This is a genomic window from Nocardia neocaledoniensis, assembly GCF_003182135.1.
Taxonomy (GTDB): domain Bacteria; phylum Actinomycetota; class Actinomycetes; order Mycobacteriales; family Mycobacteriaceae; genus Nocardia; species Nocardia neocaledoniensis.
This window is the reverse complement of record NZ_QGTL01000004.1, coordinates 193,798-207,675: the sequence shown is the minus strand read 5'-3', so window position 1 is coordinate 207,675 and position 13,878 is coordinate 193,798. Positions and strand designations below refer to the sequence as shown.

The following is a 13,878-nucleotide window of genomic DNA, read 5'->3' as shown; positions in this document are numbered from 1 at the left end:
GGGATGACCGATGGACCACGTGTGGTGCTCGCCCCGGACAAGTTCAAGGGTTCCCTCACCGCGCCCGAGGTCGCCACGGCCCTGGCGGCCGGGATCCGGCGCGCCGATCCCGCCGCCGACGTGCGCTGCGTGCCGGTCGCCGACGGCGGCGACGGAATGGTCGACGCGTTCGTCGCGGCCGGCTGGCGGCGGGTGGAGGTGGCGGCCCCCGGCCCGGTGGGCGAGCCGTCGCGCGCGGTGTACGCCGTGCACGAGCGGACCGCTGTCGTCGAGCTGGCCGCCGCTGTCGGCGCGGCGAAACTGCGCGGCAGGCTCGACCCGCTGCGCGCGAACACCTACGGCCTCGGCGTCGTCATCGCGCACGCGCTCGACAACGGGGCCGAGGAGATCGTGCTCGGACTCGGCGGCAGCGCCTCCACCGACGGCGGTTCCGGCTTGCTGCGCGCCCTCGGGCTGCGGCTGCTCGATCACGACGGTGCCGAATTGGACGGCGCGACCAGCGATGTCGTGACCCTGCTCGGCAGGGTGGCCTCGGTCGATCGGGCGGGGCTGCATCCGGCGATTGCGCGGACCAGCTTCACCCTCGCCTGCGATGTGGACAATCCGCTGCTCGGGCCCGCGGGCGCCGTCGCGGTGTTCGCGCCGCAGAAGGGTGCGGGGCCCAAGCAGATGCTCGCGCTGGAAGCCGCGCTCACCAACTGGGCGGCCGTGCTCGGCACCGGCTACGCCGAGATCGGCGGCGCTGGCGCGGCGGGCGGCACCGGCTTCGGCGTGCTGGCCGTGCTCGGCGCCCAGGTGCGCAGCGGCATCGACGTGCTGCTCGAGCTGCTGGAATTCCCCGATCTGGTGGGCGGCGCCGCGCTGGTGGTGACCGGGGAGGGCTCGCTGGATCACCAGAGCATGCACGGCAAGGCGCCGGTCGGCGTCGCCGCGGCGGCCAAGGCGGCCGGTGTCCCGGTGGTCGCGGCGGTGGGGCGGACGCTGTTGTCGCCCGGGGAGATCCGGGCCGCGGGGTTCGCCGGGTGCTACGCCCTGAGCGACCTCGAACCCGACCCCGGCCTGTCGATCGCGCACGCGGCCGCGCTGCTCGAGCGCGTCGGTGAGCGCATCGCGGCGGAACGCTGGTAGCGGCTCAGATCGCGATGCTGGTGGCCGGGCGCGGCGGCGCGGGCACCGGGGCCGGGGCGGACAGTTCCGCGCGGTGGGCGTCACCCCACTGTTCGAGCGGGACCAGCGCCTGGCGCAGGGTCTCGCCGAGCGGCGTCAGCGAGTACTCGACGCGCGGCGGGATCTCGGGATAGATCTCGCGGTGCACCACGCCGGTGCTCTCCAGGTGCCGCAGGTTCTCGGCGAGCACCTTCTCGCTGACGCCGTCGAGCATCCGCCGGATCTGCCCGAACCGCTGCGGGCCGTCGCCGAGCACCCACATCAGGTGCAGTCGCCACTTGCCGCCGACGACGTCGATGGCCAAACTCATGCCGCACACATCGTGATCTACGTCACTGCTCATCTTCGGGGCACCCTTCTGACCGCATTTCGAACCTCTGGGTAAGCAACCGCACGTCGACGTTCGGTCTTCCCCGACGATACCGACGCGACCACCATGGATCTCGGCGCCGAACCAGCAAAGCAACGAGAACCGAAGGGACACCCCATGTCCGAGCAGAACACCCCCCGCTCCGTCTCCGTGCTCGGCCTCGGCCCGATGGGCCAGGCCATGGTGCGCGCCTTCCTGGACGCCGGCGTCGAGGTGACGGTGTGGAACCGCAGCACCGCCAAGGTCGACGCCATGGTGGCGCTCGGCGCCAAGCGCGCCGAAACGGTCGCCGAGGCGCTGGCCGCCAACGAGGTGTCGGTGCTGAGCCTGACCCACTACGCCGCCATGTACGACGTCCTCGGCCAGGCGCCGGAAGCGTTGGCGGGCAAGGTGATCGCCAACCTGTCCTCCGATTCGCCGGAGAAGGCGCGGGCGGGCGCGGCCTGGGTCCGCGAGCGCGGCGCCGAGTTCCTCTCCGGCGGCGTGATGTCGGCGGGCGACAACCTCGTGCACCCCGCCTCCTACATCTTCTACAGCGGCCCGAAGGCGGTGTTCGACGCGCACGCCGAGCTGCTGCGCCCGCTGAGCCCACAGGAGTACCTGGGCGAGGACGACGGCCTGGCTCAGATCTACTACCAGGCCCTGCTGACCATCTTCCACCCCTGGCTGCTCGCCTTCGACCAGGCCACGGCGGTCATCGCGAAGTCCGGTCACGACGTCACCGGGTTCGTCCCGTTCGCGATCCGCGCGAGCGAAGCCTTCCCGCACTTCATGACCGAGTTCTCCAAGGCCAACGCGGCGGGCGGCTGGGCCGACCTGGCCAGCCTCAAGATGATGGACGCGGGCGCGCAGCACATCATCGACGCCAGCGAGGAAGTCGGCGTCGACGCGGGTTTCTCGCACCTGGCCCAGTCGTACTGGCGCAAGGCCATCGCCGCCAGCGAGGCCGGCGGCAAGGCGGTCTCCACCTTCGAGCTGATCCGCGACGGGCAGCGCTGACGACACGAACGAAACCGCCCGGCATCGGCTGCCGGGCGGTTCGTCCTCGGGCATCTCGGTGTCATGTTGGCCCGTTGTCGACAACGACCAGGGTGGACGTCAGCGTTGTTTTCCGAGGATGAGGTCGAGTTGCTGGTCAACGAGTTCGAGTGCCTGGTCGGGCGTCCCGTGGCCTTGGATTATGCCCTGGGATATCCCAGCTATGGCGGCCGCGATGAGCTCGGCGACGAGGTCGATCCGGGTCACCGACGGTTCGAGGCGCGGCGCCCGCTCGAGTTGGTCTGCGAGGATGGAGACCAGAAGTCGTGAGGCTGTGAGTGTTTCTTCGGGCGTGATGCCCTGGCCGGTGACCGATGCCGTGCCGAAGACTCCGAGAACGATGGTTTCCTCCTGACGTTGGTCGTCGAGAGGTAGGAGTTCGGTCAGTACTGCGCGGATGGCTTCTCGGGGCGTCAGGTCCTCGCCTATTTCTGCCCGTCGCTGCGCGAATCGGGTGCCGACGTTCTCCATGACCGATCGGTGGGTCGCGAGCAGGAGGTCCTTCTTCGTTCCGCAGTAGTACTGCACCAGGCTCACCGAAAAGCCCGCTTCGGCAGCGACCGATTGGAAGGTGACCACGTCCAGGCCGCCGCGGACGATGAGTCTTCGGACCGCGTCGGTGATCTGCCGCCGCCGCAATTCGTGGTCGACCAATCGTGGCACCGGCTCGCTCCTTGGTGTGGTGGGCAGAACTTCCGGATCCATAGTATGCCTGTACTATCTAAGGTAGTATGCTCATACTATAAAAACTTGGAGGAGCGAGCTCATGCCGAAGATCGGGCGATTCACCAACGACGAGGCGAAAGCCGAGTTCCTACGTCTCTACGACTCGTGGGCGCAGCGGTGGCCGATCCCTTCGACCGTCGTCGACGTAGAGACGTCGTTCGGGACGACACGTGTGCGCAGGTCCGGAAGTGGGAGTGGTGTCCCGGTCCTGCTGCTGCCCGGGATCTCGGGCAACGGCTTGGTGTGGCAGCGGTTCATCCAGGATTTCGCGCGTGAGCGTGTGGTGTACACGCCGGACGTCATTGGATGGCCGGGACGCTGCGTGCAGACCGCTCCCGTGCGCGACGGTGCCGACGTGGCGAAGTGGGTGGTCGAGACCCTCGACGGACTCGGAGAGGACCGAGTCCACTTGGCCGGGAACTCGCTGGGCGCGTGGATGGCCATCATGGTCGGGGTCTATCACTCGGACCGTCTGGCGAGCCTCACCATGTTCGAACCCGGCGGGGCCACCTTCGCCAAACCGAAATGGAGCCTGCTGCTCAAATTCCTCGCCGCCGGCCTGCGTCCGACCCCTGAACGGATGCGCAAGCTCAATGCCTGGTTGACACCCCGCGCCGAGCTCACAGACGAGGAGTTCGCGATGGCGATGGCGGCCTTGAAATTTCGGCCAGGCATGCCATGGGATCGAGTGGTCACCGACGAAGAACTGGCAGCCATCGCCGCACCGACCCTGGTGCTGTTCGGCGCCGAGACTGTCGTCAACGACCCCGAGCTGGGCGCCGTCCGCGCCCGGCAACACATCCCGTCGGCAGACGTGCAGATCTACCCCGGGATCGGACACGACCTGCTGTGGGCGAACCAGGAAGTCGTGATCCCTCGCTTCCTGGACTTCGCCGACAAGCACGATCAAGTTCGGAACTGAGCACGGGATATCCGAGGGCGGCGCTGTCGTCCTGCGTCCGGGGCGCGGAACGTCGGCGTCATCTCCCCCCTCGGATCCGCGCCGCACGATCGAAACGGCTGAGCCGTGAACTGGCCGGCACCTGCCAACGAAAGAACGCCTAGCGGCTCGTCACAGGAGAGAGCACTGAACGTCGTCACCACGGCCGCGGAATTCCACGCGCCATCATTGACCGACTTCTTCCCACCCGCAGTGCTGTTCGAGGGAACCCCGTTCGAACTCGACCGGCTGATACTCATCCGGCTGTTGATGACCGCGCTGCTCGTCGTGTTCTTGCTGGCGGCCTTCCGTGCGCCGCGCATCGTGCCGGGCAAGCTGCAGAACATCGCGGAGATTGCGCTGCTGTTCGTCAAGGAACAGATCGCCGACGAGGTCTTGGGCAAAGAAGCCGGTCGGAAGTTCTTTCCGCTGCTCGCCACGATCTTCTTCACGGTTCTCTTCCTGAACTTCTCCGGCATCGTCCCCGGTCTCAACATCTCATCCAACGCTCGCATCGGCATGCCGATCGTCCTCGCCGTGATCGCCTATATCACCTTCAACTACGTGGGCATCCGCAAATACGGATTTCTGAAGTACATGCGCGGAAATATCGTCAAGCCCGACGTGCCGCCCGTCCTGCACGTCCTGCTTATCCCGATCGAATTCGTTTCGACGTTCATCCTGCGTCCGTTCACCCTGACCGTCCGACTCATGGCCAACATGCTGGCCGGCCATATCATGCTGGTCCTGTTCTTCAGCGCGACCTGGTTCTTTCTTTTCGACGCCACAGCCTGGATGAAGGTGTTCGCACCGTTCTCACTCCTCGCAGGACTGGCCTTCACTCTGTTCGAACTGCTGGTCACCTTCTTGCAGGCCTACGTGTTCGCGCTGCTGACCGCCGTGTACATCAGCGAAGCAAAGCACATCGACTCGCACTGACCGCCAAACCGACACGAACTCCATCGGCCCGTGAACTCACTCATCGGCACTACAGGATATCTATGAGAGGCGATCAGCTACGTGTACGCCATATCCGTTGGTTTTCGTCGGTTACAACCGGTACCCCGATGGCCGACGGTTTGACGAAACACCCGAGCGTTCGGTGAAATTGGCACCTGGCTGGCTGGCCGACCTCCTGCGGAACCGTTGCCCGAATTATGAGTGTCTGTGGCGACTCATTTTTCAGGCAGCATCTCCTTACGGAGAGGCGGTCCCCGTCTGACCCACCGGCTGGTGGTGCGGGGTAGACGCTTCGACGCCTCCTGCCTTCCCCACCGTATCGGTGAGACGGGTCTTACGGCTGGCTCCACGTCCTTGTCCGACCCGATGGTCGGCGGCCGGGCCACTCCCGGTACCGGTCCCCGATCCGCGGCCCTGGTGGGCCGTGGCGCCGAGGCGGGCGAGATTGATCGCGGCATTGAGGTCCCGATCGACCTGCATGCCACACATGTCACACGAGTAGGTGCGCGCAGCGAGTGGCAGGTTTGGCTTTCGCCCACCACAACCCGAACACGTCTTGCTGGAGGGAAACCATCGATCCGCTACCACCAGTTCCGACCCGTACCAGCGAGTCTTGTAGGCCAGTAGACGCCGGATTCTGGCCAACGCGGTATCAGCGATCGCCCGATTCAACCCCCGCTTACGGGCGCCACCGGCACGAGTCAACCCGGCCACATTCAAATCTTCCACCACGATCACCGCGTGCTCACGCGCCAGTCGAGTGGTGATCGCATGCAGGTGCTCGGCCCGCAAGTTCGCCACCCGCGCATGCGTTTTCCCGATCTGTGCCTGAGTTCGCAGCCACCGCTTGGACGGGGTCTGGCGCTGCCGGGTATGCGGCTTCCAGCGGCCCTGCCGCCGTGCAGCACGACGCTGCAACACCGACAAGCGAGTGCTCGCCGCAGTCAACGGTTTCAATGCCCCGACCCTGGCCACCTCCACACCATCGCCAGTCGCTGCCACGATCAGATCCTTGACTCCGACATCGACCCCGACGGTCGAACATCGTGGACTGGCCCGGCGGACATGGGCGGGTCGCTGTTTACCGGCCACGATCACCGCGAACGCGCACCACCAGCGGCGGCCGTCGAACCGGGCAGTCGCCGACAGGACCCGCGCCGTCCCGGCTTCGATACGGCGTGCGAGTTTGCGGGTGGACTCGAGGGTGTGCAGGGTACCGAGCCGGGGCAGGGTGATGTGATGGCGGTCGGGTTCGATCCGGATGGTGCCGGTGGTGAACCGCACCGACAACCCTGTGCGGGCCTTGCGTTTATGCCGGGGGAACCCGACCCGCGCACCCGCCCGAGTCCCGGCCCGCGATGTTGTCCAGGCGTGCAGGGCACGTGCCAGCTCGTCCAGGCCCGTGTTGTAGGCCTCCTTGCTGTTTTCCGGCCACCACGGTGCACACCCACCCTTACGCTGGTTCCACGTTTTCCGCAACGCGGCCAGCGACCACCCTTGCAACGGGGTTAGCTGACCCTCGCCGAGACCGTAGGAACGTTCCGCGATCCGCTGCTCCATGACCGCTCGCACGTGTTCGAGCATGTGATTGAACGTGAACCGTGCGGCCCCGCAGTGCGACCGCAACGCCGTGTCCTGGGACGGGGTCGGGTCCAGCGCAAACCGATATGCCTGCGCTACCCACCCATCAGGAACCTCGAACCGAGCCACGACCCCCCGCTCTGGCGATGTTCGGTGTCGAACGTTCGCGTGCGCTCGGGTCGACACCCTGCCCGACATTCAAACATATATTCGAACGACTGGCTCAGAAATTCGCTTCGCCAATCCCATGGCAATACTTCGGAATGGCCGGTCGTAGCGAACTGAGAGCACTGCTCTTGACAGGCTGACCGCGAGCGCGCATGCTTGTGTCAAATAGAGAGCAGTGCTCACAGTTCGGGAGAGATCAAGATGGACAACGCGACTCGCTACCTCCGCCCCACCGGCTTCGATCCGATCATGAACAAGATCGCCAACCTGCTGCCCAAGCTGGGCGTCAGCGTCGCCGGCTCACGGCTGCTCGCTGTGCGCGGCCGCAAGAGTGGGGAATGGCGCACCACGATGGTCAACGTGCTGACCGGCGCCGACGGCGCGCGCTACCTGGTGGCCCCGCGCGGGCACACCCAGTGGGTGCGCAACCTGCGCGTCGCGGGCGAGGGGGAACTGCGGCTGGGCCGCAAAGCCGAAACCTTCACCGCCACCGAGGTCGCCGACGCGGCGAAGGTCCCGCTGCTGCGCCTCTACCTGGAGAAGTGGGGCTGGGAGGTAGGCAAGTTCTTCGAGGGCGTCGACAAGAACGCGACCGATGACGAGCTCGCGGCCATCGCTCCCGGATTCCCGGTCTTCCGGATCGCCTAGGACTGCGCGCAACGCACACTCTTTCGAGCGATGTGTGAAGGCTCAGCGCAGCACTAGCGGGTGCTGAGGAACTCGATGGCGGCCGCGTAGCCCTGGATGCCGAGGCCCGCGATCACTGCGGTCGCGATGGGGGAGACGAACGAATGGTGCCGGAACTCCTCGCGCGCGTGCACATTGCTGATGTGCACCTCCACGATCGGCACCTCGGGGATGACGAGCGCGTCGCGCAGCGCCACGGACGTGTGCGTGAGCCCGCCGGGATTGATCACGATGGCCGAGACCCGGCCGCGCGCCTCGTGGATCCGATCGATCAGCGCGCCTTCGTGATTGGACTGGAACGCCACCACTTCGCGCCCGAACCGGACGGCCGTCCGCTCGCACAGGGCGACCACGTCGTCGAGGGTGTCGGCGCCGTAGATCTGCGGCTGACGGGTGCCGAGCATGTTCAGGTTCGGCCCGTTGAGCACCAGGATCGGACCGGTGGCCCGCACGTTCTCCATGCGGGCCACCTTAATTCACAGCCCGGTCGGGCCCTCTGAGCGCAGGTCGTCGACCTTGCGCATGGCCTCGCGCAGTTCGGCGAGCCAGCTCTCGGCGTGCTTGCCCGCCAGCTTCACCGTCCAGGCCAGCGCGTCGGCGCGGGATCGGGCGACGCCCGCGTCGATCAGGGTGTCGAGGACCTGCCGTTCGGGCTGGCGCAGCCGCGTCATCACCGGAACCGCGAGGTGGGTGAACAGGATTCGCTCCCCGTCGAGCCGCACGCCCCAGGCGACACTGCGGCGATAACGGCGCTGGGCCTCGTCGGCGATCTGCATCCGGGCGGGCCGGGTCGACTCGCGCCAGCGCGCGAGCGCGCCCTCCTTCGTGGCGGCCGAGGGCGGCGCGCCGTCGGTGCTCTTGGGCGGTGGCAGTTCGCCGACGACCACGATCTCGTCGCGGTCGATCTCGATCTCGGGCGGGCCGGTGAACCAGTCGGCGGGCAATCGCCCGGCGAACCAGTCGGGCGCGTCGGAGGGATCGGGGAGGTCTGCTTGCTGCCAGCCGCCGGGGCGGCCGAATCCGCGTTCGCGATGAGCGTTCCGCATGGCAATCACCTGCTGTCTGTGTAGCGCACGTTGCGTTGATTACAAGATTACGCCGACATATGCGTGCTGATTTATGCTCTGCGAGAACGTGGCTTTCGGGTGGGTTCCGATCGGCGGTCGCCGGGGTTGAGCGGGGACGGGCCTGGGTATCCTCGCGTTGAATCGCCGGGACGATGCGAGATGCGCACAACCGGGCGGGCCTGCCGGTACGGTTAGCGCGCCAGTTGTTGCCACTGGCTGGGCGAGGTTCGAAATCGGCCCCTCGGCAGGGGGAGATATCGGGCACAATCGAGGTGCTGTGGTCGGGTAGTGGTCCCGTGTTACCGGGGCATCGGAGACGGGTCAACTTCCGGTACGGTGGATTTGTTACCGGAGTGGCAAGAGTGAAGAGTGGGCGATATGGATGTGTGGGGATCCCGCCGCTTTCGGGTCCGGGGCGCAATGGCGATCGCGGGGGTCGCGACCCTCGCCATCGCGCTGTGCTCGTGCGGGGTGGGGGACACACCCAGTGAGTCCGAGTCGGTTGTCCAGCGGTTCACCGACCTGCTCGACGAACAGGACTACACCAAGGCCGCCGAGCTGACCTCCTACCCCGCCGCCGCTTCGGCAACCATGAAGCAAATGTTCGAGGGCCTGGCGACCGGCACCGTCGACTACGAGAAGACCCAGGTCATCGATCTCGATCCGCAGTCGGCCATCTTCAGCATGGATGTCGCCTGGAACTTCGGTGAGCGCAAGGACTGGACCTATACCCTGCAGGGCACCGTCCGCAAGCTCGCCATCGGTTGGCGCATCACCTGGGAGCCCCAGGTCGTGATGCCGCAGCTCACCGACAATCGCACCGTCAAGCTCGTGCGCACCACCGCGAAGCCGCCGCCGCGGGTCGTCGACCTCGCTGGTGAGCCGCTGATGACCGAGCAGACGATCAATGTCATCAAGCTCGATCCGAGCCGCACCGGTGACCTCGTCGGCTCGACCAACGCGCTCGCCGAGGCCATCGAACCGGTCGCGCCACTGATCACCGGGCCCTCGTTGATGCAGCAACTGGCCGCCTCGCAGGGGCAGCCGGTGGTCGCGGTGAACCTGCGCGAGGGCGATTTCGCGATCCTGGAACCGCGGATGGCCAAGGTACCCGGCGTGGTGATGGAGAAGCAGCCCAAGCTGATCTCGGCCGACCGGCGCACCTGGTCGCCCATGCTGGACGCGCTGCGCGAGGTGTGGTTCGACAGCCAGGAGGCCACCGCGGGCTGGGGCGTGCAGATCTTCGAGGCCGACGGCCGGTTCGTCAACCAGGTCGCCGGCTACCAGGGCCCGGCGGGGCCGGACATCTCCGCGACGATGGACCAGCGGTTGCAGCGTGCGGCCGAGGACGCGGTGGTCAGCGTCGGCACGCCTGCCTCGGTGGTCGCGATCCAGCCGTCCACCGGCGCGGTCGTCGCGGTCGCGCAGAACAGCTACGCCACCGAGAAGGGGCCGATCGCGTTCACCGGTCTGTACCCGGCGGGCGGCACCATGGAACTGTTCCGCGCCGTCGCCGCCGCGACGAAGAACAAAGCGCCGCAGGATGTCTCGGAGCAGGAGGCGGCCGAGGCGGCCACCGCGCTCGGCGTCGGCGTCGACTTCAAGGTGCAGGGCCTCGACGAGGTGACCGGCCGGATCGCCGCGCCGGGACGCAGTACCGAACAGGTGCGGCAGGGGGCCGGTTCGGACGCTGTCCTGGCCAGTCCGTTCGGCATGGCGATCGCCGCCGCCGCGATCACCCGCGGCTCGGTGGTGCCGCCGATGATCGAGAACGGCAAGCCGAGCACCACCGAGACCCCGGTGCCCGCGCTCCCGCAGGCCGCGGTCGACCGGTTGCGGGCCATGATGCACGAGGGCATCGGCAAGCCGGAGACCGCCGCCCTGCGCGGCTTCCGCGACGTCACCGCCTTCACCGCGATCGGCGGATCCGACGGCTGGCTGCTCGCGGCCATGGGCGACCTGGTCTTCGCGGTGCACATCGCCGACGCCGACAGCGGCGACGCCACCTCGCGACTGGCCTCGGTCCTGCTGAAGTCGTTGGCAACGCCCGAGCCGTAAGCGCGGATGTGCGTGCAGATCGCGCACTGGTCAGGGGCGGTGGGGCCGCGCTCGATGTCGATCTTCACCGGATAGGCTCCAGGCGTGAGGAGATTTGCGCCGTTGCTGGTCGATGCCCTGCTGGTGATCGTTTTCTGTGCGATCGGTAGGCGCAGTCACGACGAGGCGGTGCTGGCCGGTCTCCTGAAAACGGTGTGGCCGTTCGGGATCGGGCTGCTCGTCGGGTGGGCGATAGCGGTGTTCATCGCGCGCGGTGCCCGTTTCGACGGGACCGCGCTGTGGCCGAGCGGCCTGGTCATCTGGGCGTGCACCCTCGTCGGCGGCATGCTCCTGCGCGCCGTCAGCGGCCAGGGTGTGGCCGTGAGCTTCGTCATCGTCGCGGCCAGTGTGCTCGCGCTGTTCCTGCTCGGCTGGCGCGCGGCGATCCGGGCCCTGCGCTAGATCCGGCGCTGCTGCTTGAACTCCTGCTCGTATTCGTCGTCGTCGGCGTGCGGGGTGCGGTACAGGAACGCGAAGACGATCCAGCCGACGATCGCGACGAGGATGAAGCTCACGAACCGGTAGACGAACGCCGCCGCCACCGCCTGCGAGGCGGGCAGACCGGCGCCGGCGGTGAGGCCGTAGATGAGAGTCGCGTCCACGTAGACGATGCCGCCCGGCGCGAACGGGATGGAGCCGACGGCCTTGCCCGCGGTGAACGCGATGAGCAGGCCGGACAGTTTGGGATCGGCGCAGACCGCGTAACAGGCCGCGCCGAGACAGGCCACGTCGGCGAAGCGGTGCACCAGTGCCCACACCCCGACCAGCGCCGCGTCCTTCTTGCCCAGGTCCACCGACTCGAGCTGGGCCCTGATCTCGGCCAGCTTCGCGATGCCGTTGCCCGCGGGCTTCTTCCTGATCCGGTTCACCACGGCGAGGACCCGCTTCAGGATCGCCTCCAGCGTGCCGGGGTGTCTGGCCAGGTAGTTCCCCGCGATCAGCACCACGGCGAGGATCACCACCGAGGCGATGAGCTTGCCGCCGATCTGTGTGCCGACCAGCAGGGCGCCGCCGATGCCGAGCAGCGCCAGCCCGGCCGCGGCCACGACGCCGGAGAACACCAGCTGCCAGGACGCCACGATCGGGCTCGCCCCCCAGCGCCGGGTCTGGCGGTAGGTGAACGCGGTGGAGAACACCTGGCCGGCCGGCAGCGTCACCGACATGGCGGTCGCGCCGTACACCACCGACACCGACTTGCGCTGGCTGACATCCACCCCGCCCGCGTGCAGCAGCTGCTTCTGCACGCGCCCGAACCCGCTCATCGACATCGCCTGCAACACGATGCAGAGGAACAGCCACCCCCAATGGATCTCGGTGAGCGTGCGCCAGGATTCGTGCAGCCGCGGCCACAGGTAGACGCCCTCGCCGACGAGCAGGGCGAGCAGCACCGCACCGAGCACCCACTTGACCCACCGGAACCGGCGGCGGCGCTCGGTCGGTGGCGAGGCGGGTTCGCCTGCTAGGTCGCCGTCGGCCGTCACGGTCTCAGCCTAACGAACGCAGCTGTTCGCCCTGCTCCTCGTCGGGCGTGGCTGCCGCCGGCTTCGGCCAGGCCAGGCGGGTTTTCCTGCGTCTGCCACGCAGTTGGACCTCGTCGCCGGTTTCCCAATGGTCTTGCTCGCTTTCGTCGGCGAAGTAGAGCGCGCTGCCCGAAGCGAGAACGCGGCCGGGTTGATCTTTGGCCAATTCGGTGAGCCGCGACGCCTCGTTGACGGGGTCGCCGATCACGGTGTATTCGAAACGATTTGCGGCGCCGATGTTTCCGGCGACGGCGAGACCCGCCGAGACGCCGATGCCGACGTCGAGGCTGGTCACCTCGCGCAGCGCCTCCCGCAGATCGCGGGCGGCGGCCAGCGCGGCGCTCGGGGCGTCGGGGCGGTCGAGCGGCGCGCCGAAGATGGCGAGCGCGGCATCGCCGACGAACTTGTTGACGAAACCGTGGTGGCGGTCGATCACGTCGACCACCACCCGGAAGAACTCGTTGAGCAGGCTGACGACCTCGGTCGGCGGTCGCTCGGCCGCCGCGGCCGTCGAGCCGACCATGTCGACGAACAGCACCGCGACGAACCTGGTCTCACCGCCGAGCTCGGTGCCGTAGTCCAGCGCGCGCTGGGCCACCTCCTCGCCGACGTGCTGGCCGAACAGCTCCTGCAGCTTGCGTCGTTTGGCGGCCTCTTCCATCATCCGGTTGAAACCGACCTGCAGCAGGCCGATCTCGCTGCCGTCGTACACCTCCACCTGCACGTCGCGCGCGCCCGCCTGCACCCGGTCGATGGCCTGGGACAGCTGGCGCACCGGGTCGGAGATCGACGAACCGGTCAGCATCGACAGCGCCAGCGCCTGCATGATCACCACGCCGCACAGCAGCAGGATCGAGATCGCCAGCGAGTTCGCCGAGAACTTCACGTCGGAGGAGATCTGGGTGACGCACAGCAGCACGATCGCGATGGTCGGCGCGAAGGTGCCCATGCCCCAGGTCATGGCCATGCGCGTGCCGACACCGGGGGTGAGGGTGTGGTCGAAGGTGCCCTCGGTGAGCGCCTCGGCGGCCACGGGGCGCAGGATGCGTTCGCCGAGCATGTAGGTGAAGCCGAACACGATGGTGGCGGCCATGCACTCGGTGATGATCACCGCGCCCGCCAGCTGGGGCGATTCGACGATGATCAGCGCGGCCAGGATGCCGCCGCCGATGATCCAGAGCACCAGGTGCACGATCGACTGGCGCAGCGGCACATGCAGGGCCGCCATCTGCTCACGCCTGCTCGGCGGGCCGCCACGCATCTGCCAGCGCATCACCGGCCGCAGCATCAGGGCCGCGGCGAGGATGCTGAGCACCGCGGCGGCGCCGAAGACCAGCACCGGCGCGAGCAGCCCCGTCTGGCGCACCGCACCGGCCTCCCCCTCGGGGACCGGCAGACCGTACTGGATGAACGCCCACACCAGTACGGCGCCGAAGGCGTTGGCCAGCAGCACCGACGTCAGATACAGCGGCCAGCGCGTTCGCATGGTCTGTTTGACCGCTTCCAGTGGCGCCGACACGACCACCAATCTAGCGTTCGGACCGATAGGCTCTCTCG

Annotated in this window: 14 protein-coding genes; 7 read left to right on the top strand and 7 right to left on the bottom strand. The window is 67.7% G+C overall.

Going from position 1 to position 13,878, the window contains the following annotated elements; translation table 11 throughout:
- Nucleotides 1-3: 3 nt before the first annotated feature.
- Nucleotides 4-1,128, top strand: a complete 1,125-nt coding sequence (locus tag DFR69_RS12910; protein ID WP_110037762.1) for a glycerate kinase — start codon at nucleotides 4-6, stop codon at nucleotides 1,126-1,128.
- A gap of 4 nt (nucleotides 1,129-1,132) precedes the next feature.
- On the opposite strand, the gene DFR69_RS12905 is transcribed toward DFR69_RS12910, so the two are convergent.
- A complete protein-coding gene (locus DFR69_RS12905; RefSeq protein ID WP_110037761.1) occupies nucleotides 1,133-1,510 on the bottom strand; it encodes a winged helix-turn-helix transcriptional regulator in 378 nt (125 codons plus the stop codon).
- A 144-nt stretch (nucleotides 1,511-1,654) separates the two neighbouring features.
- Here DFR69_RS12905 and DFR69_RS12900 point away from each other — a divergent pair, with 144 nt between their 5' ends.
- Nucleotides 1,655-2,536, top strand: coding sequence for an NAD(P)-dependent oxidoreductase (locus tag DFR69_RS12900; protein WP_110037760.1), 882 nt, complete (start codon nucleotides 1,655-1,657; stop codon nucleotides 2,534-2,536).
- Between the two features lie 99 nt (nucleotides 2,537-2,635).
- Here the strand turns inward: DFR69_RS12900 and DFR69_RS12895 are convergent, their stop codons facing one another.
- Complete coding sequence (locus DFR69_RS12895) at nucleotides 2,636-3,280, bottom strand: TetR/AcrR family transcriptional regulator (protein WP_244198231.1); 645 nt, start codon at nucleotides 3,278-3,280, stop codon at nucleotides 2,636-2,638.
- Nucleotides 3,281-3,341: 61 nt separating this feature from the next.
- Between DFR69_RS12895 and DFR69_RS12890 the strand changes: the two genes are divergently transcribed.
- A complete protein-coding gene (locus DFR69_RS12890; protein ID WP_110037758.1) occupies nucleotides 3,342-4,223 on the top strand; it encodes an alpha/beta fold hydrolase in 882 nt (293 codons plus the stop codon).
- A 165-nt stretch (nucleotides 4,224-4,388) separates the two neighbouring features.
- A complete protein-coding gene (gene atpB, locus DFR69_RS12880) occupies nucleotides 4,389-5,180 on the top strand; it encodes a F0F1 ATP synthase subunit A (RefSeq protein ID WP_482805359.1) in 792 nt (263 codons plus the stop codon).
- Nucleotides 5,181-5,438: 258 nt separating this feature from the next.
- Here atpB and tnpB read toward each other — a convergent pair whose 3' ends face one another.
- A complete protein-coding gene (gene tnpB, locus DFR69_RS12875) occupies nucleotides 5,439-6,911 on the bottom strand; it encodes an IS607 family element RNA-guided endonuclease TnpB (RefSeq protein WP_110037755.1) in 1,473 nt (490 codons plus the stop codon).
- Between the two features lie 240 nt (nucleotides 6,912-7,151).
- Between tnpB and DFR69_RS12870 the strand changes: the two genes are divergently transcribed.
- The gene (locus DFR69_RS12870) at nucleotides 7,152-7,598 is read left to right on the top strand and encodes a nitroreductase/quinone reductase family protein (RefSeq protein ID WP_186817441.1); all 447 of its coding nucleotides are present in this window, start codon (nucleotides 7,152-7,154) and stop codon (nucleotides 7,596-7,598) included.
- Between the two features lie 53 nt (nucleotides 7,599-7,651).
- Here the strand turns inward: DFR69_RS12870 and aroQ are convergent, their stop codons facing one another.
- Together aroQ and DFR69_RS12860 are read right to left on the bottom strand one after the other, a co-directional pair.
- The gene (aroQ, locus tag DFR69_RS12865; RefSeq protein ID WP_110037754.1) at nucleotides 7,652-8,098 is read right to left on the bottom strand and encodes a type II 3-dehydroquinate dehydratase; all 447 of its coding nucleotides are present in this window, start codon (nucleotides 8,096-8,098) and stop codon (nucleotides 7,652-7,654) included.
- Nucleotides 8,099-8,113: 15 nt separating this feature from the next.
- Complete coding sequence (locus tag DFR69_RS12860; protein ID WP_110037753.1) at nucleotides 8,114-8,683, bottom strand: hypothetical protein; 570 nt, start codon at nucleotides 8,681-8,683, stop codon at nucleotides 8,114-8,116.
- 441 nt (nucleotides 8,684-9,124) lie between these two features.
- Between DFR69_RS12860 and DFR69_RS12855 the strand changes: the two genes are divergently transcribed.
- Both DFR69_RS12855 and DFR69_RS12850 read left to right on the top strand, forming a co-directional pair.
- Nucleotides 9,125-10,762, top strand: coding sequence for an NTF2-like N-terminal transpeptidase domain-containing protein (locus tag DFR69_RS12855; protein ID WP_110037752.1), 1,638 nt, complete (start codon nucleotides 9,125-9,127; stop codon nucleotides 10,760-10,762).
- Nucleotides 10,763-10,846: 84 nt separating this feature from the next.
- Nucleotides 10,847-11,203, top strand: a complete 357-nt coding sequence (locus DFR69_RS12850; protein ID WP_110037751.1) for a DUF3054 domain-containing protein — start codon at nucleotides 10,847-10,849, stop codon at nucleotides 11,201-11,203.
- Here the strand turns inward: DFR69_RS12850 and DFR69_RS12845 are convergent.
- The gene (locus tag DFR69_RS12845; protein ID WP_110037750.1) at nucleotides 11,200-12,282 is read right to left on the bottom strand and encodes a lysylphosphatidylglycerol synthase transmembrane domain-containing protein; all 1,083 of its coding nucleotides are present in this window, start codon (nucleotides 12,280-12,282) and stop codon (nucleotides 11,200-11,202) included. The genes DFR69_RS12850 and DFR69_RS12845 overlap by 4 nt on opposite strands.
- A 4-nt stretch (nucleotides 12,283-12,286) precedes the next feature.
- Nucleotides 12,287-13,840, bottom strand: coding sequence for an adenylate/guanylate cyclase domain-containing protein (locus tag DFR69_RS12840; protein ID WP_425271600.1), 1,554 nt, complete (start codon nucleotides 13,838-13,840; stop codon nucleotides 12,287-12,289).
- Between the last annotated feature and the right edge of the window lie 38 nt (nucleotides 13,841-13,878).